The sequence below is a fragment of the Methanococcoides sp. LMO-2 genome (assembly GCF_038432375.1).
GTDB classification, from domain to species: domain Archaea; phylum Halobacteriota; class Methanosarcinia; order Methanosarcinales; family Methanosarcinaceae; genus Methanococcoides; species Methanococcoides cohabitans.
Map to the genome: position 1 here is coordinate 220086 of NZ_JBCAUS010000006.1, position 24371 is coordinate 244456.

Here is a 24371-nt window from a genome sequence, read left to right on the forward strand (position 1 = left end):
AAATAATGAGAACATATTCTTCGCCGGAAAAGGTGAGAATATGAGAATTGCTATACCCTCCACGGAAAAAGGCGGATTGGAAGATGATGTCGAACTTCATTTTGGAAAGGCTGCTACCTACACGATCTATGACAGCGAAACAGAAGAAGTTGAGGTCATGGAGAACACAAGTGTCCATGTGGGTGGAAAAGGATTACCCCACGAACTGCTGGTAAAGGCCGGAGTGGACGTTGTCCTGTGTTCCGGGGTCGGCCAGAAGATCGTGGACCTTCTGAACAAGAATGATATTGACATATTCATAGGTGCCGATGGCACGGTACAGGAAGCCATCGATTCCTGGAAAGCAGGGAAGTTATACAGGCCTAAGAGCATAAACGTGGACAAAGACCAGGGGCTAGGTTTGACACAGCATAGCCTTTGATGGCCCTATAACTTTTTTTTATTCGTCCATCTTCCCTTTCCCGGAAGATATCCAGGGAAGAGCACACAAAGGACAATCAGGACCGAATCCCGCAGCATTATAACCGGTCATCCCGCCGGAAACATTGTGCACATCACTGAAGTTGTTCTGTTGCAGGATACTTGCAGCCATACTGGAACGATGTCCGCTTCCGCAGATCACCAGGGTCTTTGCCTCGGGATCAAGCCCCTTGTAGGAATACCTTACCTCTTCCACAGGGATGTTAATTGCCTTGTCGATATGCCCGGAATCGAACTCTGAAGGTGCCCTGACGTCCACAAGAATAAACTCTTCGTCGTCCCTGACCATGTTATCGAGCTCAGGGCTTGATACCTGACATAGATGTTCTGTGGGAAGACCTGCCATGGCCCATGCATGCATGCCCCCTTCAAGGAATCCGATGACCCTGTCAAGATCTACCCTGTGCAGCCATACTGCTGCTTCGGATGCATGATCAGGAGAGTCGGAAACCAGCAGGATGTTCTTATCCGGAGGAAGAAGCCAGCCTGAAAATGTGGCAAAGTTGCTCTTCAGGTCGATGCTGTATGCACCCGGGATATGGCGTCCACCGAATGCCTCATAGCAGCGGATATCAAGGACAATGGTGCCGGGATCTTCGACCAGTTTGCTGAAATCTGCAGGAGGGATAGCTTTCAGAGGAGGAAGAACAACAAGCAGTTCAGGCCCCCTTCCGTTGACCTCACTGCAACGGCTGAAATGATCGGGAGCATTAGGCATGTTCTCAGTAAGTGAGTGAATGAGATCTTCCCGATCACTGATGTTCAGGGCATAATTATAAAGACGCTCATAACCGATAGTGGTACTGCGTTTTGCAGCCATGGACCTTCCACACAGGGAACCTGCACCGTGTGCAGGATATACCTCACAATGATCAGGCAGTTTCAGCAGTTTTTCGTGCAGGCTTTCATAGAGTTTCGAGGCCAGCTCTTCTGCTCTTCCCGGGAACAGGTCAGGCCTTCCAACATCGCCTACAAAAAGGGTGTCACCACAGAAGACACATACCGGAACCTCACCACGTGACCTGTCCGTGACAACATAGGATACATGCTCCGGTGTGTGTCCCGGGGTTTCCAGAACCTCTATGACCATGTCCTCTATCTCAAATGAATCTCCTTCGGATACCTCCATGGAATCAAAACTGCAATTCGCAGAGGCCGGGGCCACTATCGTAGCACCGGTCCTTTCCCGGAGTTCTATGTGGCCGGAGATGAAATCCGCATGGAGATGGGTTTCCAGGACATGGGTGATCTCCCAGCCCATCTCAGATGCAACATCCATGTAGACATCGATGTCACGATCCGGATCAACCACTGCACACGTAGTGTTCCCGCCAAAAAGGTATGAGCTATGTGCTATTCCGTCTGTAAATATCTGCCTGATGATCAAATATAGGACCTCCCACCCTTTTTGAGCCATAACATAGAGAATATTTATGCCGATACTATGATGATGGCAACATCATAAAGACTTCAAAAATACTATAAGGGTTCATGAGATATATATTATTAATATAAAGTGATCGAACACTGAATTCCTTTACTACTCCGAGGGGTGCATTGTGCTGACATTTGACATCGGGCTGGACCCTGTACTATATGATTTCCTTACAAAAGCTATACTGTCCCTGTTAATAGGAATACTGATAGGCATAGAAAGGGAACATCGCCGTAAGGATCAGGAAGTCTTTGCTGGTGTACGCACTTTTGCAATAGTCTGTCTTAGCGGAATGCTTGCAGCCTATGTTGCAGAGGTTATAAACAGCGCCATACTGCAGATCACAACAGCACTTGTTGCAGCCTCCTGTTTTGTACTGGTATACAGGATCTACACAACCAGCGGCAAGCTTGGAATGACCAGTTCCATTGCCCTGTTCTCGACCTACCTGCTTGGAGTACTGGTCACTAGCGGTCGATTCCTCTTTGCCATAATAATAGCTGTGCTCATAACACTCCTTTTGATCGAGAAAAAGCCACTTCACACCTTCGCACAACACCTCTCAGACGAGGAAATACTCAATGCTGTACAGTTCCTTGTTGTCGCCTTTATCCTTTATCCGCTAATGCCGGACGAACCTGTATTGGGTGTCCTGAACCTGAAATCGGCCATACTCATTGTGGTACTGGTCATGTTCATAGGTTTTATCAGCTACATCTCCCTCAAAAGGTTCGGGACAGATGGTGGAATTACATATTCAGGACTTTTCGGAGGGTTCATAAGCAGTGAGGCAACCACGGCTGCACTTGCGACAATGGCAAAGAACAGGACCAGCCTGATGGATGCATTGTACATCGGAGTGTTGATGTCAAATATCTCCATGATAATAAGCAACACCCTGATCGCACTGATAGTGGACCCCACTGCATCCACCATGCTGATGATGCTACCACCACAGTTAGCAATGCTCATGATTACGATCGGAATAGTGATCATTCGAAGGAAAAAGAACGATATAATGACCGAACCACTTGAGATCGGTTCACCTTTTGCACTAAAGCCTGCTTTCAGGTTCGGTGCGATCTTTACTATCCTGCTTGTGATCACAAGCATTTCAAGCGAATTCCTCGGCGATGCCGGTGTCTACGCATCCGCCCTTGGAGGACTGGTAAGCAGTTCAGCAGTCACTGCCTCGGTGGCAGCCCTGGCATTCTCAGGGAACGTGTCATATACGGTAGCTGCACAGACAGCAGTGGCCGCAGGTATCATCAGTACGCTTAACAAGCTGGTACTCATAAGGATATCCGGATCAAAGGAGCTATATTGCCGCTCGAGGAACACACTCATACTGATAGCTGCCACAGGAATTGCAGCCCTTTACCTGTGGACCCTTTACGCAGGCTCTACCGTATTTTAATTTTTGTCTGTGTAATGTACATGTCAGGCGTTAACTCCTTTAAGGACGATACCTCAAAGAAGTGATGTTATGAACACTCAGTACAGACCTTCTTTTGCCACCGAGGAGCTGGAGTTCCACGGAAATGAGAACAACCCGGAAGGAAAAGCACTCTATTTTCCCGTTCACCGGAGAAAGATCCTGATCGATGCTGCAAGTCGGCCGGAAGAGTACTTTGAATACAGTCCTGGAGAGAAGGTCATTAATGGAACTGAGGTCATCTATATCGGAACTATCAATAGCAAACCATGTTACTGCTTTGAGATGGAAGAAGAGTTATGTGAAGAGGATATGCAGTACTTCGACCTTCATGACCTGTATGGTGTGATCGATGAGGAGATGCTTGGAATTGCCTCAAGGGCGGTCCAGATGGCTGATTTTTACCGCACTCACCAATACTGCGGGATCTGCGGTGGAACTACAGAATATATCCCGAAAGAGACCGGAATGCAATGCCACGATTGTGACCATATAGCCTATCCCCGCATCAGCCCTGCTGTTATTGTGCTTATAGAAAGGGACGAACACCTTCTTATGGCAAGGTCCAGGAACTTCCCGGAAGGACTTTACGGACTTGTGGCCGGCTTTGTGGAAGCCGGGGAGACCATTGAGCACGCTGCCCACAGGGAGATCAGGGAAGAGGTGGGCGTTTCCGTAAAGGACCTCACCTATTTCGCAAGCCAGCCCTGGCCATTTCCCTCATCGCTTATGATAGGATTTACAGCGAACTTTGCGGAAGGTGAAATAGACATCGATCCGGAAGAGATCGAAGATGCAGCCTGGTTCCACGTGAACGATATCCCAAAGCTCCCGCAAAAGAAGAGTATCTCGCGAGCTCTCATCGATCATTTTCTGGAAAAGCATGCAAAAGGGGAATAAAAGAGTATTATTTTTGGGGAGTACGCAAATTTTAAATAAATACATGCATAACCCTCCTTATGGACGATATGACAGGACTGGAACTATCGCCAAGGAAGATAGAGTACATAAAATATCTCTTTGAGAAGGGTGACAATGTTCGCACCACTGAGATCTCCGCCCACATGGAAGTGGACCCCTCTACCATAACCAAGGCTATTAACGAGCTTGCTTCATCCGGATATGTGAACCATGTCCCGTACAGGGGATTCAGCCTTACGGAAAAAGGAGAGGAATATGCACACTTCCTTTTGAGAAGGCACCGTATCTTAAGCCTGATGCTGAACCATTACGGCCTCACTGCAGAAGAATCGTGTGCAGAGGTTGCAAGATTTGAGGCTTATGTATCAAAAAAGGCCATCAACACGATCTGTGACTCTATGGGGCATCCGACCTTCGGGGTTTGTGGCAGGATCGAGCATGACAGCTGCAACCTCAAACATAACCATCACGAACCCCACGAGGGATGAGCATCATTCCCCTGCTTCCAGTATCTCTTTGACCTTCTTCAGAACAAGAATTGCATCTTCCCTTTTTACATCCGATGCATTGTTCCTGCAGTAGCCCAGCAGGGGTTCCGCATCTTCCAGCAGTCCTTCTTCAACTGCTTTTTTTATAATACCAAGATAGCTTCTCTGAGGATAATGGATACTTTTTGTTATCGCGATCAGCCCTTTGAAGGTCTCATTATCGATCAGACCCTGCTCAACTGCCTCCCTGAAGGTCTCCCTGATATTAACAAGCGGTAGTGAGACCTGTTCAAAGGTCTCGGGGTTAGTGGTCACTGCGACCTCGTCATCGGATTCAATGACACCGTCACGGTACCAGCCATAGACTGTACCCACACCGACCATGCCATGAACATCAAGCTCTGACGCGCGCAATGCGCCCATGCTGCAACCACCTACGACCTTGATGCCTTTTTTCATTGCGCGGATGATCTCCTTGTGCGCCACTGCAGCCCTGTCAAAGAAAACACCATCGATTATGCCGATCACATCATATCCCTGACCGGCGACCTTATCAACATCACCCCTTGCCACCGGTGGCATGTAGGTGACATCGAGGATCTCTTTTGCATCCTCGTGGCTGATGCTGGTACCTGCGAAGACAACCGCTCTCATAGGATCACTTTCGTTTGCCGAACCTTCTCTTCCAGGGTTTCTCGGAAGGAGGGGATTGTTTACGTCCTTTTCTCACCCGATGGCCGACACGCTCACGGTCGAGGGTATACTGCTCGAATCCCGGAATTATGACCCTCACCACCGGAACGCCTACGTTCTTACGGGAAAGGTCAACCACGATAGCACTATCCGTGACCTTGCGCAGTTCATCCAGAACAACATCGATGTTCTCTGCAGGAGTTGCACTTGAGATATCATTCAGCTCTCCGGTAGTAACGGTCTCGGAATCTTCATACCAGAAACGGTTCATCCTTTTCATGCGTTCATAACCGATCTGCCTGACAAAGCTCTCCCTGTCAGTGTCCTCACGGGCACCGTGTATCTGTACGACCCTTGACTGGGCAGCCTCGGTGATCGCTCTTCTTATTGCGATCTCCGGATTCAGGTGAGAGCCTGCACCCATCACAAGCAAAGCCGGATCCTTAAGATCAAGATCATCCGTTGCAGCCACAACAGATGTTATACCTGTATCATGCGGAAGCAGCCAAAGTTTGAGCTGTACCCCATTGGATTCGAACTTCTGCATAAGTTCATAATTTACACCGTCATCTTCGGAGAGGAGGATCTGCTTACCCGGGTTCCTGTTGAACTCGGCAGTGCTCAGTGCATCACGCTCAATTACTTCGAGCAAACCGTGCAATATTGCCTCCTCTATCACGTTCCCTGATGCAAGACCGTTGGTATTGCTCCTGAAAAGCCTTGCAGACATTCCGGGAGAATCATAAGGGTGATATACCGCGTTCGAAGGGACATATACCTCCTTTTCGCACAAAAGGTCCCATCCCTGGGTCCACTCCACCAGGCTCTCAGGTGGCAATGGTTCAGCCAGAAGGAGTTTATTGGGATCTACAAGTTCATGTCCTTCCGAAGCATTTTCAATAGATTCGATGAACTCTTCTGCGGCCACGTCCTCAACGATATCAGCATTAACACCAACACGCTCTGCAAGGCATCTCTCAAAGCTCTCCATCATGGAAGAGATCCTTGCCTGGCTTTCAGTAGACCCTTTACCTGAATAGATAGAAATAGCACCTTCGGCAGCTGTTGGCCTAATGGCAGAGAATACCGGGATCCCTATACGGTCCAGGTCGGTGATACTGGCAATCCTTGTGACACCGATCTCTTCCAGGTGTGGTTTTGTGTTACCAAGGGTTGTCTCCTCATCAAAAACCCTCTGCGTACCATCCATATACTGTAATGATCGATCGATTTGGATATGGGACATGTTTATCGGAAGTCCTTTGCAACTTATAACCCTTACGACAAAATCCAGACAGATTTGTCCGAAAACCCTATATAAGATAAACACGTAAGAAAGTGTTTAAGCTATCTCCGGAGGCTTAGTTTTTACAAAATCAAATTGAAGAGACAGGAGGAAACAGATGATGAGAAATATCACGAAAATAAGTGATAAATACGGAAGGCGTGAAGAAGACGGGACATACCATTCGGTTGTAAGTGGGCAAACTACTGAAAAACTGGACACTGAGGAGATGGAACTTTACAAGTTCATGCTCGGTGGAATGCTGGCGAAATAACGCCTGCAAAACATATTTTTAGATATCTTGCGTAAGGAAGGTTATGTTTGACATTCATTCCGTACGCAAAGATTTTCCCGTCCTTGATGAAGTGATCTATCTGGACAATGGCGCTACAACACAAACGCCTGTCCCGGCAGTCAATGCCATGAACGATTACTTCCTCAAATACGCAGCAAATCATGGTAGAGGAGCTCACAGGCTCGCCCGACAGACCACTGATAATTATGAGGATTCAAGGGACAGGATCGCAGAGTTCCTGAACACTGCACCTGAGAGCACCATACTGACAAAGAATGCAACTGAAAGTATCAACATGGTTGCCCTTGGCCTTCAGTGGGAAGCAGGAGATCATGTTGTCACAACTCTTGTGGAGCACCACTCCAACCTGCTCCCGTGGATGAGGCTAAGAGAGATGGGTGTAGAGGTCACCATCGTCGGAACTTACAATGAAGGATGTGTAGACCCGAAAGAAGTTGATGCTGCAATTACCGACAGGACAAAGCTGGTCTCTGTCAACCACGTATCCAACGTCTTCGGATCCATAAGGGATGTTGGAAAGATAACAAAGATAGCACAGAAGAGCGGAGCAATGGTCCTTGTGGACGGTTCACAGTCTGCAGGCCACATGACCGTTGACGTCAAAAAGATAGGGTGCGATTTCTTTGCCACCCCCGGACACAAGGGAATGCTGGGACCACAGGGAACAGGAATCCTCTGCATCAAAGACCCTGATGTCCTTGAACCCACCTATGTTGGCGGCGGGACCGTCCATGCTGTTACCACAGAAAGTTATGAGCTGGAACCTTCCCCATCAAAGTTCGAGGCCGGCACTCCGAACATCCCTGGAGTCATCGGACTTGGCAGGGCTGTTGAGTACGTGCAGGAGATCGGTGTGGAAGATATAGAGAAACATGAGAAAGAGCTGTCTTCATATGCTGCAAAACGACTTGCAGAGATCGAAGGCGTGGAGGTCTACGGACCTGAGGACAGGGCAGGCGTGGTTCCGTTCAATGTGGAAGGCATGAACCCGCATGACGTTGCCATGATACTGGACGAGACCAGGAAGATCTGTGTCCGAAGCGGATACCACTGTGCTATGCCTTCAGTGGACATGCTGGGAGTTGAGGGAACTGTGCGAGCATCCTTTGCCCTGTACAATACAGAAGAAGAAGTTGAGTCACTTGTTGAAGGTGTCGAGCAGATAACAATGCTCGCATGATCTTTTTTTATATACAATACTAAAAACGAACTGTGGGAATTATATTCCCACACCCTTCCGGCATATTGGTCGGAAAGAGAAGAAAAAGAAAAGAAAGACGATAATGGAAATTATTCCATCATCAGTTTTGTAAGACTTGCCCTTGCATCTGCGATCTCATCGAGAGTAAAGGAAAGATCAAAGCCATTGCCTTTGATGTTCAGGTCATCTCCGCCAACAGTACCGATCACAGTGCATGGGATGTCACCGAGCATCTCAAGGACCTTATCTTTCTCAGAGGTCACAAGAATAGCCCTTGCATGGGATTCAGAGAACAGGAGGTCGTCTGCCCTTAGGTCTTTGCCAACACCTGAAAGATCGATGTTTGCTCCGGCCTCTTTGCACATTTCAGCAAGAGCTGTTGCAAGTCCACCTGCAGAGACATCGTGGGCTGCTACGATGTTTCCGCTTCTGATGACGTTGATCAGGCTCTCAACGGTCTTCGGGGCATTCTCAAGCACCTTTGGAACATTGCCGTTGTTCCTGAGTCCCTTTATGTTGTAGTATTGGGAACCGCCCATTTCATCAAAGGTCTCACCCACAAGGATGACGGAGTTGCCTTCGCCTTCAAAGAAGGATGCTGGCACCGTCTCGAGATCACCGGTAATTCCGATAAGACCTATGGATGGTGTAGGGACGATAGCTGTGCCGTATTCGCCACTCTCATTGTAGAGGGAAACATTACCTCCGACAACAGGAATGGAAAGCTCCCTTGCAGCATCTCCGAGACCAAGGATGGCATGCTTGAACTGCCAGTAGATGTCAGGTTTCTCAGGGTTACCGAAGTTGAGACAGTCCACGAGGGCTATACCCTCTGCACCTTTTACAGCGAGGTTCATGCTGTTCTCAATGAGAGTTCCCTTTCCGCCCTCGTAAGGGTCAAGAAGGGTGTGTCCCGGGTTACATCCACAGGACAGTGCAAGACCTTTGCCGTCTGCAATGCGAAGGACGCCTGCATCTGATCCGGGCTTATCCACGGTACGGACCTGGACCTCATGGTCGTACTGCCTGTAGATCCATTCCTTTGATGCAATGTTGTGAGATGAAAGAATGTCAATTACTGCCTGCTTCAAGTCAGCTGCAAGTTCCGGTTTGTCACCAATGTCACGCTCTGCAGGAGCTGTTGAAGGACGCTCGAAGGTAGGTGCGCCTTCTGTCAGGAGCTTGACAGGCATATCTGCAACGACCTCACCCTCGAACTCAACGGTGTAATAGAGACGCTCTGTAAGTTCACCGATCATGCTGGCGTTAAGGTCGTACTTCTCTGCGATAGCAAGGAGCTCATCTACGTTCTCAGGTGTGACCTCAAAGAGGATACGTTCCTGGGACTCGGAGATCATGATCTCATAAGGGGTCATTCCGGATTCACGGAGAATTACCTTGTCAGCCATCAGGCGCATTCCAAGGTTTCCTTTTGATGCCATTTCGGAACTTGCACCTGCAAGACCTGCTGCACCAAGATCCCTGCATGAAAGTACATGCCCGGTACCTATTGCTTCAAGGGTTGCCTCGATGAGGAGCTTTTCTGTGAAAGGATCGCCGATCTGGATGCTGGGACGGTCCTCTGCTTCTGCTTCTTCTGAAAGGTCACGGGAAGCGAATGATGCACCACCAAGACCGTCACGACCGGTAGTGGAACCCACAAGTACCAGTTTGTTGCCTGCTTTCTGCGCACAGGCGGTCACGATGTTCTCCTCGCGGGCAAGGCCCACGCAGACAACATTGACAAGAGGATTTCCGCTGTAGGTCTCGTCAAAGTATGCCTCTCCCCTGACAACAGGTACACCGATACAGTTACCGTATCCTGCAATACCTTCTACGATGTGCTCAAAGAGGTAGAGGTTCTTCGGGGTGTCCAGAGGACCGAAATAAAGAGGATCCATCAGTGCAATTGGTCTTGCACCCATGGAGATGATATCACGCACGATACCTCCCACACCTGTTGCGGAGCCGTTGTAAGGGTCCACATAGGAAGGATGGTTGTGGCTTTCCATACCGATGGCAAGTACCCAGCCATCACCGAAGCGGATGATAGCAGCATCATCACCGGGACCGATGATCACACGGTCGCCAACAGTGGTAAATGTCTTCAGCAAAGGAGCACTGGAACGATAGGAGCAATGTTCACTCCACAGGTTCAAAAAGCATCCCTGTTCAACAAGGTTTGGTTCTCTGCCCATCTCTTCTGTTATGATCTTCAGGTCATTTTCCGGTAACATTTGTGCGCCTCATAATATAAGGAGTATGATTTAGCCTTAAATAAACCATAGATTAGATAAAGATTTCCAACGGTAAGAGAAGATTCAGGATTAATCGAACATCACATGATCACCCACCGAAAGGTCTGAACGGGAGATAACACCAGCAGGAAGTTCAATAATATACTTCACCTTTTCACCGGAGTCACCTGTGCCGATCCATGGACGAAGATACGTTGTCCTCACAATTCGTTTCTCTTCATTAAGGAAAAGGACGTCCAGAGGGAAAGGAACAAAGAGCATATGCAGGGAGATCTTCTTTGGCGAAGACAGCACAAATATCATAGCATAGCTATCCGGAACAGAGCTTCTGAACATCAGGCCTTTTGCCTGACTGAACATGCTTTTGGCATATTCAATATCCGATGCAATGACATCACCATTAGATTTTAATAACATTGTGAGTAACATATAATATCTGTTTATAATTTATATAAATAGTTATACAGGTGAGTAAATAATCGGAGGAAATACCAGAAGATGAGTTCAGAAATGTGCCCGGTTTGCGGTTTGCCATCAGAGCTATGTATATGCGAAGAAGTGGCAAAAGAGCAACAGCGAATAACAGTGAAAGTGAATAGACGAAGATACGGTAAAGAAGTTACAGTTGTGGAAGGTTTCGATGCGAATGAGATCGACCTTCATGAGCTATCCACGTACCTTAAATCAAAGTTCGCGTGCGGCGGAACTGTAAAGGGAAGTTCCGTTGAACTGCAGGGCAACCACCTCGGGCGCATGAAAGCAGTTCTCGTCCAGAAAGGTTTCTCTCCGGAACAGATCAAAGACTGATCAATGGTATGCACTTTGTGCATCACCAACTCATTTAACTTTTCGAATACAGAACATGGCCCTGAAAAATCGCCATGTTCCTTTTTTTGATTTTGGAAGCATTCTTCGACAGGTTAGAATGAGACCGACCCCAATTTGCCGACGAAAAAAACATATAGGACGAAAAAAGGAAAATAAATTATGAAACCTACCTGTGAGATAATGGTACAAAAAGTATTACCTGCCATACGTGCAGAACTGGCACGTTCTATGATGGTCGACCATGGATGCACACAGCAGCAGGTTGCAGACATATTGGGGCTTTCAAGAGCAGCCGTATCGCAGTACGTTAGTGCAAAAAGAGGTGCAGAGGTGGGATTCTCAGAAGAAACCATCGAAGAGATCAAAAGATTTGCCACCCAGCTCGTGAACAATTCTTCTGACAAGGTCCTGACCGAAGGGATGTGCAATGTATGTAAGTTCGTGCAGCGTTCCGGATGGTTGTACAAGAACGTACCCGGTGCAGAGTACTGTATCCTGTGCAAAAGTGATGAGGAAGATTGAGCAGAAGCCTTTGTATCAAATGTAAGGGGAAAGGACTTTGCGGGCGACCTTTGTGTCCGATCCTTGAAAAGTTCAGGTCAACCGAGACTACCACAGCATCTGTCTCGAGTGACGGCTCTGTTTTTGGCGCATCCCCGCCTGCAGTCTTCGTGGGAAGGTATGGCTACCCGCAGGTCAAGGCCGGACCAATGATACCCCCACAGGTCGATGCAAAGGATGCAATGGCACTTGAGGACCCCAAGCAATGGCTTTCCATGGATATCCAGGACGTGATATCCGCTCGCTGCCAGCTGGTCAGGGCAAACAGCACCATCGATGTGAAAGATGCGATGAAGCCCCATAAATTGCTGGAAAAGTCACAGGAGCTGGCCCTTTCAAAATCACCGGTGGACACCGAAGCCTGGTTCTCAAAACCTTTGCAGCAAAAACTCAAGTTCGACAGTGTTTTGACACCCATGGGGCCATCGGGAGCTGTAAAAGATTTTGATATCGCCGAGAACCCGAAGGTACCAAAGAAAGTAGACTATCTGGCCTATGACACCGATGCCCTGGCAAAGGATGTCGTATGCGAACTTTTCAGAGGAGATATTCCCACCGAGCATATCACCCGACTACTTTCCATAGGTCTTCTGGGGCAGCAGCGCAAGCTTGTGCCCACTCGGTGGGCCATCACCGCAACCGATGATATGGCCGGAAAGGATATCATCGACCGCGTCAGGGACATGCCCCTTGTAAGTGAGATCTCCGTGTTCAGCGGAGGATGTTTTGGCAACTATTTTGAGATCATGCTTGTCCCCAGAGTATTCTCCTTCGAACTCCTGGAAATATGGATGAAGCGTTCAGTGTGGTCCGGAGGATCCTCATGGATTGGGCAGGATATGGAGGACATCAATGGCAAAAAGGGATATTCAAACCTTGCAGGCGGCTACTACGCTGCCCGCATCGCTGCCCTGGAGTACCTGGAAGATGCAGGAAGGCAGGCTTCGGTATTCATGATAAGAGAGATCACACCGGAGTACTGGGCACCGCTTGGAGTATGGGTAGTGAGGGAAGCTGCCCGAAATGCTATGGCATCCATCCCACGTACCTTTGAGACCATAGAGGAAGCAATGGATGATATGGCAACACGTGTACGCACTCCTGCACCGGAATGGAAAGCAAAGACGAAGATGCTTTCAGACCTTCGTTTCCAGAGAACACTTGACTCTTTTTTGTAAGCTTTTCCGCAAGACATTAAAACGTTATGAGACAATTGGACATTATGTCTGAGAACCAAGACAATATGTCACCACAGGAACTGGCAGATTTCCTGCTTAACAAAGTACGTCTGCTGTGCAGGGAAAACCAGCACGAACAGGCACTTGAAGTTGTGGAACAGGCCATCAAGCATGCCCCAAACCCCACACAAGCATGCCTCATCAAGGGACAGATCCTCTTCGGACTTCACCTTTTTGATGATGCTATCGAAGCTGCTGATAAAGCACTGGAACTTGGTGACGATGCTGAAGTTCTCAAACTCAAAGGAAACGTGCTTGCTACGAAGGGAGATCTAAAAGAAGCAATGGAAACCTTCAATAAACTTGAAGAGATCGCACCTGATGATGCTGACACATATTTCTTAAAAGGCAGTATTTTTGCAGAAATGGAAAATGTGGAGAAAGCGCTTGAGAACCTGGACCTTGCTACTGAGATCAAACCCGACATGGGACATGCATGGTACAATAAGGGAATGATCCTTTTCAATGTAGAAAGATATGGAGCAGCCATTAAAGCACTTGACTCTGCGATCGATCATATGGAAGATGCCACTGAGCCAATATTCATCAAGGGACTGGCACACAGGAGACTCGGACAGTCAAAGGACGCTCTTGAATGTTTCCTTACAGCTGCCGAAATGTGGGAAGTAAGAGCACTTGTTTCCAGAAGCCAGGATGCATACCTTGATGCTTTAAATGCCATTGAGAATGCACTCGAGGTCGATGTGACCAACGTGGACCTCTGGAGAAAGCGAGGTAAGCTGCTATACAGGCTGGGACACAAAGAGGAAGCGAAGAGCATTCTGACCAATGCCGCTGAACTTTGTGTACAGGAAGACAACATCGCTGATGCCCTGGCAACATACGACCTGATTCTTGAACTTGAACCCGATAATGAAGAAGCACAAAAGGCAAGGGAAGAGATCGGAAACATTGCATGAAAAAAATGATTAGTGATACATTTATCAAAGATGGAACCTTAACGGCGTGAAGAGTTAACATCAGGAAGAGGAATATGATAGAACTATTCAATCCAATTGTTATATTATTGGTACTTGCCGGCCTTTACATGGCGTGGAACATCGGTGCCAATGACCTTGCAAATGCTATGGGAACATCGGTGGGCAGCGGAGCGCTCTCACTCAAACAGGTAATCATCGTAGCAGGTGTCTTCGAGTTCGTCGGGGCTGTTTTCTTTGGAAAAAGGGTTACATCCACCATCGCAAAAGGAATCGTGCCTATCGACACCATAAAAGCTATCGACCCGAACCTTGTGGCCATCGGCATGCTTGCAGCTATCCTGGCAGCCGGATTCTGGATAACTTTTGCCACATTCTACAACCTGCCGGTATCGACAACCCATTCTATTGTAGGATCAGTACTTGGTTTTGGAATTGTTGCCGCATATCAGAATATTATATTACTCTCAGACATCAACTGGACCGTGCTGGGAAAAATCGTTGGCAGCTGGCTGGTCTCCCCTGTACTGGGAGCCGTACTTGCATATCTTATATTCTCGATTATCAGGGTAACGATATTGCAAAAAGTGGAAAATCCGTATCACATCGAGAAGAAGTTTGTGTACCTGCAGGTCGGAACTGCCTGTTTCATTGCATTCGCACACGGATCCAACGATGTTGCAAATGCTGTTGGACCACTCTACGCAGGCCTTAATGCACTTAACCTTGCAGAAGCAGCAGTACCTTTGTGGGTACTCATAGTAGGAGGTATAGGAATGGTCATCGGACTTGGAACCTGGGGATACCGTGTGATTGAGACCATCGGTACAAAGATTACCGAACTTACACCTACAAGAGGATTTTCAGCTGAATTTGCAACGGCAGCAGTTGTAGTTTTTCACAGTTACAGTTCCCTGCCGATCTCCACCACTCACACCCTCGTGGGCTCTGTGATAGGTGTTGGACTCGCAGGAGGTCTTGCTGCTGTTGACCTTAGTGTTATAGGAAAAATAGTTATGTCATGGGTAATCACAGTGCCTGTTGCAGCACTTACATCGGCACTTGTTTTCGTGGCATTACTGGGGGTTGGATTATGAAGAAAATGGAATACATACGTTCTGTACTTGACGTGTTCGCAAGATCACCATTCAAACCACTTTACCTGCACGCATCAAAGGGAGTGGAAACCGTAAAGATACTAGACCAGGCTGTCAATGCATACTGTACAAATCAACCACTTATTGATGAGCTGAGCCTTCAGATAGACAACATCGAACACGAAGCAGATATCATAAAGCAGACCATCAGGACACAGCTTTCTTCCTCTATCATGCTGCCTGTAAAAGCGGAAGACCTGCTCAATTTCCTCAAGCCACAGGACTCCATTGCAGATGTGGCACAGGAAGCTGCATTCATGCTTACTTTGAGGCCCTGCGATATGCCGGAGCCAATCAGAGTAAAGGTCTGTGAACTATCAGCCCTGACGCTTGAGACCGTACAAAAATATGAGGAACTAGTCGATTCATTGAGTGAGATCCTTGAGACCTCCTTCAGCAAACGCGAGATTGATGAATCCCTGGTACTTGTACCAACCATTGAAGAGATGGAACACAGAGTTGACCTCATTGAGAAAGATCTGTTAAAAGAGATCTATGCGAATGAAAAAGAGATTGGTGCTGTAGGAGTACTACACCTTATAGAACTTGTGCGTACCATTGCGGATATTGCAGACAAAACAGAGCATGCTGCAGACAGGCTCAGGACAATGATCCTCAGACGGTAATCAGTGCAGATTACCGTCCTCGTTCAACACTTTTAACAATTCAATTACAGAGTAAGCAGCCCGGGTCACACCCATGCTACGCTTATCTGTATCCGTTCCTGCAATATACAGGTTTTTAACCGGGGAACGGATATCTGCAAATTTACCATCAAGGGTCACAGCTGCCTTCTCAGGCACAAGTATCTGGTCGTGGTTCATTTCCACATGGTCCTGTATGGAAGGAATGGCGCTATAGATGGTCTCATACGCATTCTTTATTCCTTTGCCCTCATCCTCGTTCTCATCAAGGAAGAAAGCAAACCCAACAAGCTGCCTGTCCTTGGGAGCAAGTGATGCATCATAGTTGCTGATAGGCATGGCCCAGTAAGGCGTGTCCTTGAACCAGATCTCAGAACCCATGTAGTTGAACTCATCCATGATCCTGTCAAGACCCAGCCAGACAGTTAGGCTTTTGCTGTGAACGATACCATCCAGAATTTCCCCGTATGATGTTGGAAGGTCATCCACAAGCTGCCCCAGGGATGATGCAAAACCGGTGTAGACCACAAGATCACACTCATAGAGGTCATCCGCTTCCACACCGCATGCCTTCCCGTCCTTTGTGAGTATGCGTTCCACATTGCAACCGGTCTTGATCTCCACGGATGAAGGAAGAGAATAAAGGAGAGCATTGAGCAATGATTTTAAGCCCTTGCGAGGATAGCCCTGAGAGATGTGCACCTTATTGGTGGCAAGCCTTCCAAGACTGGAAACGTTATTGATCCTCGAGTGAAGGGATGTGTGCAGGTTCGAAGGCAGCACAGACTGGAGAATAGACTCCGGGCGTGGCACCTTCTCCTCTTTTATGAACTCCTCGAACTGCTCCTGGGTTACGCTGTCCCTGACAAAACTGCTGCCTGCAAGCACCCTCTGGGTAGAGGTCTCATGCATGGAGCGACCAGACAGGAAATAGGATATCGCATCCGCGAACTCATAGGTCTCCTTTGACAGGTTCGCAGGCAGGGATTCATAGACAGACTGCTTTGAAAGGTCAACACCAAAGGAGGAAAGTGTGAGAGCCTTTGTGATGGACTGTGTTATGGCAAGACGGTCAAGTCTCGGGAACACATCAAAGGTAACAAAGTCCTTGATGGTGGACGGGACCTTCAAGAAACGATCCTCGGTCCTTACATAATACTGCCCATAGTTCTCAAAGACCGGCTGGTAATCAAAATAGTTATCCATCAAGCGCCTGAGAGGGCCTTCTGCAAGATGGGTGATAGCATGAGGACCGGTGTCCACCTGATAGCCATCCACAGTATAACTGTTGCAATTGCCCCCCACATCATGCATCTTTTCAAGCACCAGCACCTTCTTGCCGTGCTTGGATAAGGTAAGTGCGGTCAGAAGCCCGCTAATGCCGGCCCCGACCACAATAACATCATATTTCACTATTTACTCCTCAAAGATCTCGGGTACGAGACGGCGTGCGACTTCTTCATATGCCTTTGAGAGGTCACCCTTATCGAACCTGAATATGTCCTTGTCCATGGACTCTCCGGTCTCGACATCCCAGAACCTGCAGGTATCACATGAGATCTCGTCTGCAAGTAAGATCTCACCATCTGCCCTTCCGAACTCCAGCTTGAAGTCAGGAAGCAGGAATCCCTTGCTCTCGAAGTAGCTCTTGAGGATCTCGTTGATCTTGAATGCCATACTGCGTATGTAATCGATCTCCTCGCGGGTGGCAATGCCCATTGCAACTGCAATGTCATCGTTGATCATCGGATCGGCGTACTCATCGCTCTTGTAATCAAAGACAAGGACCGGTTCCTTGAAAACGGTACCTTCTTCTATCGGATACTTGCGTGTGATGGATCCTGCTGCGATATTCCTTGGAATTACTTCAATGAGGACGATCTCCACTTTCTTCACGAGCATCTCGGTATCAGATACCATACCCAGGTAGTGAGTCTTGATACCTTCTTCCTCAAGCATCTCGAAGATCTTTCTTGAGATCTGGGCATTGTAGTAACCTTTCTTTGCTGCCTCACTCTTCTTCTTTCCGTCAAAAGCAGTGAGACTGTCCCTGAACTCTGCAATAAATTCGTCAGGATTGTCGGTCTTGTATATGGTCTTGGCCTTGCCTGAGTAAAGTTCTTCCGTTTTCATGAAACATACCTCCGGATTTTACCTATCATATAGGCATCCTCGGTATAAATACATGTGCTATGCGTACTTTTTCTGACAGAAACACAACTTTAATAACAAAAACAATACATAAATTTATTACCTTTTATGTCAATTGCACCCCCAGGTGAAAAAAATGGAACAAGAACTTATGAGAATTGGCGTGTCCCTCCCGGACAATCTCCTGACCAAATTTGATTCAATAATAGAACGCAGAGGATACTCATCCCGTTCAGAAGGTATCAGGGATTCCATCAGGAACTACATAAACCAGTATGAATGGATGAGCGATATCAGAGGTCGTCGTGTTGGTACCATCACTATAATCTATGACCACACAAAAAGAGGACTTTCAAACGCCATTGCAGACATACAGCACGATTATTCAGAACTTATCAAGTCATCCGTCCACATACACCTTGACCATGACAACTGCCTCGAAGTAGTGATATTCGATGGAGAAGGAGAGGAAGTAAAGGAAATGGATGAAAGGCTCATGGCACTAAAAGGCGTCAAATACGTAAAGCTCAATACAGCACCACCGGCAGAAAAGATCTGAAGGTCTTTTCACTTTTTTTAATTATTTCCCGGCAAGTAACACTAAACTGAAATAAGAACGATCAGAAAGAGGGGATGAAAGGGGCCGGATGTGACCCCTGGTCCGTTCATAGAAATGACGGAATGAAAGAACGTTTTTCTCGTACGACAACACTACCAATAGCAGTATTGGTCGTACGTTGCCCTCACTATTCAGTAATAATATATTAACTTAACGAATGAATTTGGAATGTCATTAGCTTTCATATTTTTAAATAGAAGCAATATGAATAACAATTTCTGAATTAACAGATGAAAACGTCCGAGTAGGACAATCACACCCCACCCAAGCAACACATGGCAACTTTGTGAATGAGCTTCACCATGTGAACTACCCTTAGATAAAGACTCACTCCTGACACACTTCCCCAAAATAAGTATAAACAATGCAAACGTCATGGAAAATATGCAGAGGATCCTCATAACCGGCGGTTTGGGTCAGGTTGGCAGTTATCTCGTTGACCACCTTCATGAAAAGAACGAAGTTGTTGTCCTGGATAACCATACATCCACTACAAGGGAAGGTGTACCTGAAAACGTGACCTTGATAAATGGCGATATTCGGGATGACGTTTCAGATCTTGTGAAGGATACAGATGTTGTAATACACACCGCTGCCCAGATCAGCGTTGCAAGGTCCATGCAGGAACCCCTTTTTGATGCACAGAACAATGTGTTCGGCACACTTAACCTGCTAGAAGCAGCAAGGAAAGCAGACCTTGAGAGATTCGTCTATTTCAGCTCGGCTGCAGTGTACGGGAACCCCGTGGAAGTGCCGATCAGTGAGGAGCACCCACAGGATCCACTTTCGCCATACGGGACCAGCAAATTGTCAGGAGAGAAATACTGCCTGATGTACAACCGGGCATACGGATTACCCACTACATGCATCAGGCCGTTCAATATATACAGCCCCAGACAGGACCCTTCAAACCCCTATTCCGGGGTTATCTCAAAGTTCATGGAGAGGGTACGAAATGACCTGAACCCGATAGCCTTTGGTGACGGAGAGCAGACAAGGGACTTCATTTCGGTTCATGATATCGTGGATATGGTGGAACTGGTCATTAAAAAGGAGGAAGCTGTGGGAGAAGTGTTCAATGCTGCGACGGGCAGGAGCACCACCATTAACGAGCTTGCCGAGATCATTATAGAACTATTTGATAAGGACCTTGACGTGGATCACAGGGAACCCCTGGCAGGAGATATCCGGCACAGTCTTGCGGATATTTCAAAGGCCAGGGAAATTGGTTTTGTACCAAAGATAGAGCTTAAACAGGGACTTGAAGAGTTTTTGAACGTATGACCGGAAGCTAACCGTGAGGATAAGTAACAAAGATCATTCTATTTTCATATTATTGGAATAAACAGAGTTTCCCGGGATGTAAAAACAGGACATGAAACCATATATTATTTATGCCTTGTACCGAATAAAATAGTAAAACAATTAAGGATGAGACCAATGGAAGAACTACAGATCAAAGTGGAAAAAGCACATCCAATCGATTTTGGACGTGGAATCATAAGGCTTGATCCGAGCACTTTACTCAGCTTGCAGCTTTCACCAGGGGATATCGTTGAGATAGATGGAAAGAAAACAACAGCTGCAAAGGTCTGGAGGGCAGACCGACAGGACTGGGGTCAGGGAATTGGTCGAATAGACGGTTTCACCCGACAGAATGCAGGCGTTGGCATAGGAGAGAGGGTAGCTATCAGAAGGGTAGAGGTCACACCTGCAGAAAAGGTCGTGCTCGCACCTCCCGAGGGCATCACAATGGAGTTCGGGACCAACATTCAGGCGATCATCAAACACAATATACTGAAACACCCCTTTGTTGCAGGAGATGTCATCCCTATCACAAGCTCAATGACCCAGCCGACACCAGGCAACCAGGCCATACCTCTTGTTGCCATCGAGGCTACGCCTGAAGAGGGAATACTTATCATTACTGAAAGCACGGAGATCGAACTCCGCCAGAAGCCGGCAAAGGGCTATGAGGACGCTGCACGCGGAATCGCCTATGAGGATATCGGCGGGCTTGGTGACGAGATCCAGAGGGTACGCGAGATGATTGAGCTGCCTCTCAAGCACCATGAGATCTTCCAGAGACTTAATATCGAACCCCCGAAGGGAGTTATACTCTATGGCCCGCCGGGAACAGGTAAGACACTGATCGCAAAGGCGGTTGCCGGGGAATCAAGGGCGAACTTCCTCTACATCGCAGGACCGGAGATCATGGGAAGGTTCTACGGTGAAAGTGAGGAGCGCCTGAGAAAGATATTCGAGGAAGCTGCAGAGAACGCACCTTCCATTATATTCATAGATGAGATCGACTCCATCGCACCAAAGCGCGAGAACGTGACCGGGGAAGTGGAGCGCAGGGTGGTCGCCCAGCTGCTCACATTGATGGACGGCATGGAGGAGAGAGGACAGATCGTGGTCATCGGTGCCACCAACCGTGTGGATTCCATCGATCCCGCACTGCGCCGTCCCGGAAGGTTCGACAGGGAGATCGAGATCGGAGTTCCTGACAGCGACGACCGTCTGGAGATCCTGCAGATCCATACCAGAGGAATGCCTCTAACAGAAGAAGTTGACCTTGAATACCTTGCAGAGCACACCCAGGGATTTGTGGGTGCAGACCTTCTTGCACTGGTACAGGAAGCATCCATGCGCTCCTTAAGGAGGATACTGCCGGAGATCAACCTGGACGAGGACGAGATACCTGACGAGGTACTGGAGAAGCTGGAGGTCAATCCTGATGACTTTGAGGATGCACTGACCGAAGTGGAACCCTCCGCAATGAGAGAGGTGCTTGTAGAGGTACCATCCATCAAATGGGACGATGTGGGAGGTCTTGACGATGCAAAACAGGAGATCGTGGAGGCTGTGGAGTGGCCGCTCAAGCGTCCGGACAGGATCCTGGAAATGGGAATCAAGGCACCAAAGGGAATACTCCTTTATGGCCCGCCGGGAACCGGAAAGACACTGATGGCACAGGCGGTTGCCAACGAGTCCAATGCGAACTTCATCAGTATCAAAGGACCACAGATGCTCTCAAAGTTCGTAGGAGAGTCCGAGAAGGCGATCCGCGAGACCTTCAAGAAGGCAAGGCAGGTCTCACCATGTATCATATTCTTCGATGAAATAGATTCCATTGCGACCACGCGTATGGCTGACAGCGAGACAGGAAGGGCATCCCAACAGGTGGTCAACCAGCTGCTGACCGAACTGGACGGACTTGAGGCCCTGAAGGAAGTGGTGGTCATTGCAGCCACCAACCGGCCGGACATGATCGACCCTGCACTGATGCGCTCAGGAAGGTTCGACAGGCTGGTGCTTGTGGGCAATTCCACAATGGAAGGGAGGGAGAGCATTTTCAACATACACACACGCAATATCCCGCTGGACGGCGAGGTCAGCATACCGGAACTTGCGGCTATGACCGAAGGTTATGTGGGCGCGGATATCGAGGCTGTGTGCAGGGAAGCTGTGATGCTTGCACTGCGTGAGAACTTCGAGACCGAGTCTGTGAGAAAGTCCCATTTCCTTGCGGCAATGAACAAGGTCAAGCCTACTATCTCAGAGGATATGGCCGAATTCTATGGAAAGATGCAGGAGAAGCTCAAGGGCAGCACCCATAAACAAGAAACAAGTTCTTATATGGGATACATGTAAATAATCTGTTAATTACTCAGAGGGAGACGAAAGATGGCAAAAGTGTTTGCAAAGAACCTGTCCAACAAACAGGTAATGGCTACTGACGGAACCGAACTTGGCGTATTGAACAACATCGTAATGGACGGAAAGACCGGAGAACTGGAAGACCTTATCGTAAAGCCCGATATCGGTCTTGACACTTCCAAGTACCAGAAGGACGGACAGTACATCATTGTACCTTTCGAGTCAGTAAGCGCGATCAAGGACTACATCGTGGTGGACAAGACCATGGCAAGGGGCCTTCCATTCGATCGTGACTAAAGATCCCTTATTTTTTTGATTTATTCCAGAAGGCCATTGGAAAGCGCATATTCAATGGCCTCCAGCGCACCTTCTCCAAATGAGGCTTTCGTTACCATGGATGCCGCCTGTCTGGCATCATCATCGGCATTACCCACAGCTATGCCTAGGCCTGCCTCACGCATCATCTCAGCATCGTTGCAGGAATCCCCGATGGCCAGAAACTCTTTTGTGTCGATACCCATTAGTTCTGCCACTGTGTGAAGCCCTGTGCCCTTGTTGATATTCCCATCCTTGATGTGGACAGCATAGCCGGTGTCGATGATCTCCACTTTCATGCCGTTGTCCTCAACAATCTGACGAAGCTGTGAGATGTCCATGCCCCTGCGGAGCACGACCTCGGTCTTGCGGTATGCAGCATCCAGTTTCTCAAGATCAAAATAGTTGGATAGCAGTTCGTACGCTTCCTCGCATTTTTCCATGCCATCGGCTATGATGGAAGGCTTGTCAAAACCGGTCGAGATAACCCCGCCGTTCTCCGCGATCACGATACCGCCAAGCCCGATGAGCTTTGCAGCAGCGTGAACGTAACAGAGAGGGTTGCCTGTGGAAAGGACCACCGGAACCCGGAGTTCGCGGAATCTCTTCGCGACCCGGAGGTCCAGTGACCTGTCATGATTGGTTATAGTTCCGTCAATATCAACTACAAGGGCTTTGAAGACCATGCAATCAGATATGACGGAGAGTACCTTAAAGTTTACCTTAACATTGTTCGGAACGGATCCCGATACATCTCATGCATCCCCGAGACCTTCCGTGGTGATGGACATGATAGCCTCGCCGTCCGGGAGGTTGGGTGAGTCCACCAGCTTGACGATCCTCTTGTCACCCTTGGACTTCCTGATGTACAGCCTGAAGGTTGCAGTGTGACCCAGAATGTGCCCTCCTATAGGCTTGGTGGGGTCACCGAAGAAGGCATCCGGCTTGGACATAACCTGGTTGGTTACGATCACACAGGCGTTGAAAAGGTCACCGAAGCGCTGGATGTCATGAAGGTGCTTGTTGAGCTTCTGCTGCCTGTCGGCAAGTGTTCCCCTGCCTATGTACTCCGCCCTGAAATGAGCGGTGAGGGAGTCCACGATCAGCAGCTTTACAGGCATCTCGGAGTCCTTGAGCTCGTTGGCAAGCTCGGAAGCAGATTCCACAAGAAGTATCTGGTGATTGGAATTATAGGCACGTGCCACGTGGATGTTCTTCAGGAACTCCTCGGGATCATACTCTATGCCGTGTTTCTCGGAAAGACCCCTGACCATCTGCTCGATCCTCTCAGGCCTGAAGGTGTTCTCGGTATCGATGATGACCACAGAACCACCAAGTCCGCCCTGCTCAGGAGGCAGCTGCACGTTCACAGCCAGCTGATGGGCCACCTGGGTCTTACCACAGCCGAACTCGCCGTACATCTCTGTGATGGACTGGCTCTCAATGCCACCGCCCATCATCTCGTCGAACTCCTCACAGCCGGTGGTCAGCTTGCCCACAAGCTTTCTGCGCTCAAGCACAGTGTCCCCGGTCTCGAAGCCGCCGATGTCCGCAGCCTGCCTGGCCGCATTGATGATCTTTGCAGCAGTTGATTCCCCTATCTCCGCACTGTTGGCAAGCTCCGCAGGGGATGCCACAGCAATAGCTTCGACCGTGTTGAATCCGGCGTCCTTAAGTTTCTGCGCCGTAGCCGGCCCCACATGATCAAGATCTTCCAATAAAACTTCACTCATTTTGATAGCTCC

25 protein-coding genes are annotated in these 24371 nt (G+C 48.4%); 16 read left to right on the forward strand and 9 right to left on the reverse strand.

The window, feature by feature from the left end; all coding sequences use genetic code 11:
• Positions 1-40 precede the first annotated feature (40 nt).
• Positions 41-421 (forward strand): NifB/NifX family molybdenum-iron cluster-binding protein, encoded by a 381-nt coding sequence (locus WOA13_RS08720; protein WP_342127515.1) that lies wholly within the window; start codon positions 41-43, stop codon positions 419-421.
• 18 nt (positions 422-439) lie between these two features.
• Here the strand turns inward: WOA13_RS08720 and WOA13_RS08725 are convergent, their stop codons facing one another.
• Positions 440-1867, reverse strand: a complete 1428-nt coding sequence (locus WOA13_RS08725) for an MBL fold metallo-hydrolase (RefSeq protein WP_342127516.1) — start codon at positions 1865-1867, stop codon at positions 440-442.
• 172 nt (positions 1868-2039) lie between these two features.
• Here WOA13_RS08725 and WOA13_RS08730 point away from each other — a divergent pair, with 172 nt between their 5' ends.
• From WOA13_RS08730 to WOA13_RS08740, 3 genes are all read left to right on the forward strand, one after another.
• Positions 2040-3332, forward strand: coding sequence for an MgtC/SapB family protein (locus WOA13_RS08730; RefSeq protein WP_342127517.1), 1293 nt, complete (start codon positions 2040-2042; stop codon positions 3330-3332).
• A gap of 69 nt (positions 3333-3401) precedes the next feature.
• Positions 3402-4250, forward strand: a complete 849-nt coding sequence (gene nudC, locus WOA13_RS08735) for an NAD(+) diphosphatase (RefSeq protein ID WP_342127518.1) — start codon at positions 3402-3404, stop codon at positions 4248-4250.
• Positions 4251-4309: 59 nt separating this feature from the next.
• Complete coding sequence (locus WOA13_RS08740) at positions 4310-4759, forward strand: metal-dependent transcriptional regulator (protein WP_342127519.1); 450 nt, start codon at positions 4310-4312, stop codon at positions 4757-4759.
• Between the two features lie 3 nt (positions 4760-4762).
• On the opposite strand, the gene WOA13_RS08745 is transcribed toward WOA13_RS08740, so the two are convergent.
• Both WOA13_RS08745 and WOA13_RS08750 read right to left on the reverse strand, forming a co-directional pair.
• Positions 4763-5413, reverse strand: a complete 651-nt coding sequence (locus WOA13_RS08745) for a TfuA-related McrA-glycine thioamidation protein (RefSeq protein WP_342127520.1) — start codon at positions 5411-5413, stop codon at positions 4763-4765.
• Between the two features lie 4 nt (positions 5414-5417).
• Positions 5418-6698 (reverse strand): YcaO-related McrA-glycine thioamidation protein, encoded by a 1281-nt coding sequence (locus WOA13_RS08750; RefSeq protein WP_342127521.1) that lies wholly within the window; start codon positions 6696-6698, stop codon positions 5418-5420.
• Positions 6699-6855: 157 nt separating this feature from the next.
• Between WOA13_RS08750 and WOA13_RS08755 the strand changes: the two genes are divergently transcribed.
• Both WOA13_RS08755 and WOA13_RS08760 read left to right on the forward strand, forming a co-directional pair.
• A complete protein-coding gene (locus WOA13_RS08755) occupies positions 6856-7011 on the forward strand; it encodes a hypothetical protein (protein ID WP_342127522.1) in 156 nt (51 codons plus the stop codon).
• Positions 7012-7054: 43 nt separating this feature from the next.
• Positions 7055-8233 (forward strand): cysteine desulfurase, encoded by a 1179-nt coding sequence (locus WOA13_RS08760; protein ID WP_342127523.1) that lies wholly within the window; start codon positions 7055-7057, stop codon positions 8231-8233.
• A gap of 110 nt (positions 8234-8343) precedes the next feature.
• Here the strand turns inward: WOA13_RS08760 and purL are convergent, their stop codons facing one another.
• Both purL and WOA13_RS08770 read right to left on the reverse strand, forming a co-directional pair.
• Positions 8344-10491, reverse strand: coding sequence for a phosphoribosylformylglycinamidine synthase subunit PurL (gene purL / locus WOA13_RS08765; RefSeq protein WP_342127524.1), 2148 nt, complete (start codon positions 10489-10491; stop codon positions 8344-8346).
• Between the two features lie 90 nt (positions 10492-10581).
• A complete protein-coding gene (locus WOA13_RS08770) occupies positions 10582-10929 on the reverse strand; it encodes a DUF192 domain-containing protein (protein ID WP_342127525.1) in 348 nt (115 codons plus the stop codon).
• A gap of 81 nt (positions 10930-11010) precedes the next feature.
• On the opposite strand from WOA13_RS08770, the gene yciH reads away from it, so the two are divergent.
• From yciH to WOA13_RS08800, 6 genes are all read left to right on the forward strand, one after another.
• Complete coding sequence (yciH, locus tag WOA13_RS08775) at positions 11011-11319, forward strand: stress response translation initiation inhibitor YciH (protein WP_048204539.1); 309 nt, start codon at positions 11011-11013, stop codon at positions 11317-11319.
• A gap of 180 nt (positions 11320-11499) precedes the next feature.
• Positions 11500-11862 carry a transcriptional regulator gene (locus WOA13_RS08780; RefSeq protein WP_342127526.1) on the forward strand — a complete coding sequence of 121 codons (363 nt, stop codon included), beginning with the start codon at positions 11500-11502 and terminating at the stop codon, positions 11860-11862.
• Entirely contained in the window at positions 11859-13079 is a 1221-nt protein-coding gene (locus WOA13_RS08785; protein ID WP_048204537.1) for an Nre family DNA repair protein, read from the forward strand. Before WOA13_RS08780 ends, WOA13_RS08785 begins: the two co-directional genes overlap by 4 nt.
• Positions 13080-13123: 44 nt before the next feature.
• Positions 13124-14059 (forward strand): tetratricopeptide repeat protein, encoded by a 936-nt coding sequence (locus WOA13_RS08790; protein WP_342127527.1) that lies wholly within the window; start codon positions 13124-13126, stop codon positions 14057-14059.
• Positions 14060-14133: 74 nt separating this feature from the next.
• Positions 14134-15174 carry an inorganic phosphate transporter gene (locus tag WOA13_RS08795; RefSeq protein ID WP_342127528.1) on the forward strand — a complete coding sequence of 347 codons (1041 nt, stop codon included), beginning with the start codon at positions 14134-14136 and terminating at the stop codon, positions 15172-15174.
• Complete coding sequence (locus WOA13_RS08800) at positions 15171-15860, forward strand: TIGR00153 family protein (protein ID WP_342127529.1); 690 nt, start codon at positions 15171-15173, stop codon at positions 15858-15860. The genes WOA13_RS08795 and WOA13_RS08800 overlap by 4 nt, the downstream gene beginning before the upstream one ends.
• Here WOA13_RS08800 and WOA13_RS08805 read toward each other — a convergent pair whose 3' ends face one another.
• On the reverse strand, positions 15861-17294 hold the full coding sequence (locus WOA13_RS08805; RefSeq protein ID WP_342127748.1) for a phytoene desaturase family protein: 1434 nt from the start codon (positions 17292-17294) through the stop codon (positions 15861-15863). It lies immediately after the preceding gene.
• Positions 17295-18011, reverse strand: a complete 717-nt coding sequence (gene purC / locus WOA13_RS08810; protein WP_342127530.1) for a phosphoribosylaminoimidazolesuccinocarboxamide synthase — start codon at positions 18009-18011, stop codon at positions 17295-17297.
• Between the two features lie 154 nt (positions 18012-18165).
• On the opposite strand from purC, the gene nikR reads away from it, so the two are divergent.
• The 4 genes from nikR (at position 18166) to WOA13_RS08830 (ending at position 22608) form a co-directional block, all read left to right on the forward strand.
• On the forward strand, positions 18166-18588 hold the full coding sequence (gene nikR / locus WOA13_RS08815) for a nickel-responsive transcriptional regulator NikR (RefSeq protein WP_342127531.1): 423 nt from the start codon (positions 18166-18168) through the stop codon (positions 18586-18588).
• A gap of 444 nt (positions 18589-19032) precedes the next feature.
• Complete coding sequence (locus WOA13_RS08820; RefSeq protein WP_342127532.1) at positions 19033-19932, forward strand: GDP-mannose 4,6-dehydratase; 900 nt, start codon at positions 19033-19035, stop codon at positions 19930-19932.
• Positions 19933-20088: 156 nt separating this feature from the next.
• Entirely contained in the window at positions 20089-22305 is a 2217-nt protein-coding gene (locus tag WOA13_RS08825) for a CDC48 family AAA ATPase (protein ID WP_342127533.1), read from the forward strand.
• Between the two features lie 33 nt (positions 22306-22338).
• Positions 22339-22608, forward strand: coding sequence for a PRC-barrel domain-containing protein (locus tag WOA13_RS08830; RefSeq protein ID WP_342127534.1), 270 nt, complete (start codon positions 22339-22341; stop codon positions 22606-22608).
• A 20-nt stretch (positions 22609-22628) separates the two neighbouring features.
• Here WOA13_RS08830 and WOA13_RS08835 read toward each other — a convergent pair whose 3' ends face one another.
• Positions 22629-23312, reverse strand: coding sequence for a phosphoglycolate phosphatase (locus WOA13_RS08835; RefSeq protein WP_342127535.1), 684 nt, complete (start codon positions 23310-23312; stop codon positions 22629-22631).
• A 69-nt stretch (positions 23313-23381) separates the two neighbouring features.
• Positions 23382-24359, reverse strand: coding sequence for a DNA repair and recombination protein RadA (gene radA / locus WOA13_RS08840; protein WP_342127536.1), 978 nt, complete (start codon positions 24357-24359; stop codon positions 23382-23384).
• Positions 24360-24371: the final 12 nt, after the last annotated feature.

Bases quoted from the DNA above. Each gene is read 5' to 3' on its own strand.
- WOA13_RS08720 (WP_342127515.1), top strand. From the start codon at position 41: ATGAGAATTGCTATACCCTCCACGGAAAAAGGCGGATTGGAAGATGAT.
- nudC (WP_342127518.1), top strand. From the start codon at position 3,402: ATGAACACTCAGTACAGACCTTCTTTTGCCACCGAGGAGCTGGAGTTC.
- WOA13_RS08740 (WP_342127519.1), top strand. From the start codon at position 4,310: ATGGACGATATGACAGGACTGGAACTATCGCCAAGGAAGATAGAGTAC.
- WOA13_RS08745 (WP_342127520.1), bottom strand. From the start codon at position 5,413: ATGAGAGCGGTTGTCTTCGCAGGTACCAGCATCAGCCACGAGGATGCA.
- WOA13_RS08750 (WP_342127521.1), bottom strand. From the start codon at position 6,698: ATGTCCCATATCCAAATCGATCGATCATTACAGTATATGGATGGTACG.
- WOA13_RS08755 (WP_342127522.1), top strand. From the start codon at position 6,856: ATGATGAGAAATATCACGAAAATAAGTGATAAATACGGAAGGCGTGAA.
- WOA13_RS08760 (WP_342127523.1), top strand. From the start codon at position 7,055: ATGTTTGACATTCATTCCGTACGCAAAGATTTTCCCGTCCTTGATGAA.
- purL (WP_342127524.1), bottom strand. From the start codon at position 10,491: ATGTTACCGGAAAATGACCTGAAGATCATAACAGAAGAGATGGGCAGA.
- WOA13_RS08770 (WP_342127525.1), bottom strand. From the start codon at position 10,929: ATGTTATTAAAATCTAATGGTGATGTCATTGCATCGGATATTGAATAT.
- yciH (WP_048204539.1), top strand. From the start codon at position 11,011: ATGAGTTCAGAAATGTGCCCGGTTTGCGGTTTGCCATCAGAGCTATGT.
- WOA13_RS08780 (WP_342127526.1), top strand. From the start codon at position 11,500: ATGAAACCTACCTGTGAGATAATGGTACAAAAAGTATTACCTGCCATA.
- WOA13_RS08790 (WP_342127527.1), top strand. From the start codon at position 13,124: ATGTCTGAGAACCAAGACAATATGTCACCACAGGAACTGGCAGATTTC.
- WOA13_RS08795 (WP_342127528.1), top strand. From the start codon at position 14,134: ATGATAGAACTATTCAATCCAATTGTTATATTATTGGTACTTGCCGGC.
- WOA13_RS08800 (WP_342127529.1), top strand. From the start codon at position 15,171: ATGAAGAAAATGGAATACATACGTTCTGTACTTGACGTGTTCGCAAGA.
- purC (WP_342127530.1), bottom strand. From the start codon at position 18,011: ATGAAAACGGAAGAACTTTACTCAGGCAAGGCCAAGACCATATACAAG.
- nikR (WP_342127531.1), top strand. From the start codon at position 18,166: ATGGAACAAGAACTTATGAGAATTGGCGTGTCCCTCCCGGACAATCTC.
- WOA13_RS08820 (WP_342127532.1), top strand. From the start codon at position 19,033: ATGCAGAGGATCCTCATAACCGGCGGTTTGGGTCAGGTTGGCAGTTAT.
- WOA13_RS08825 (WP_342127533.1), top strand. From the start codon at position 20,089: ATGGAAGAACTACAGATCAAAGTGGAAAAAGCACATCCAATCGATTTT.
- WOA13_RS08830 (WP_342127534.1), top strand. From the start codon at position 22,339: ATGGCAAAAGTGTTTGCAAAGAACCTGTCCAACAAACAGGTAATGGCT.
- WOA13_RS08835 (WP_342127535.1), bottom strand. From the start codon at position 23,312: ATGGTCTTCAAAGCCCTTGTAGTTGATATTGACGGAACTATAACCAAT.
- radA (WP_342127536.1), bottom strand. From the start codon at position 24,359: ATGAGTGAAGTTTTATTGGAAGATCTTGATCATGTGGGGCCGGCTACG.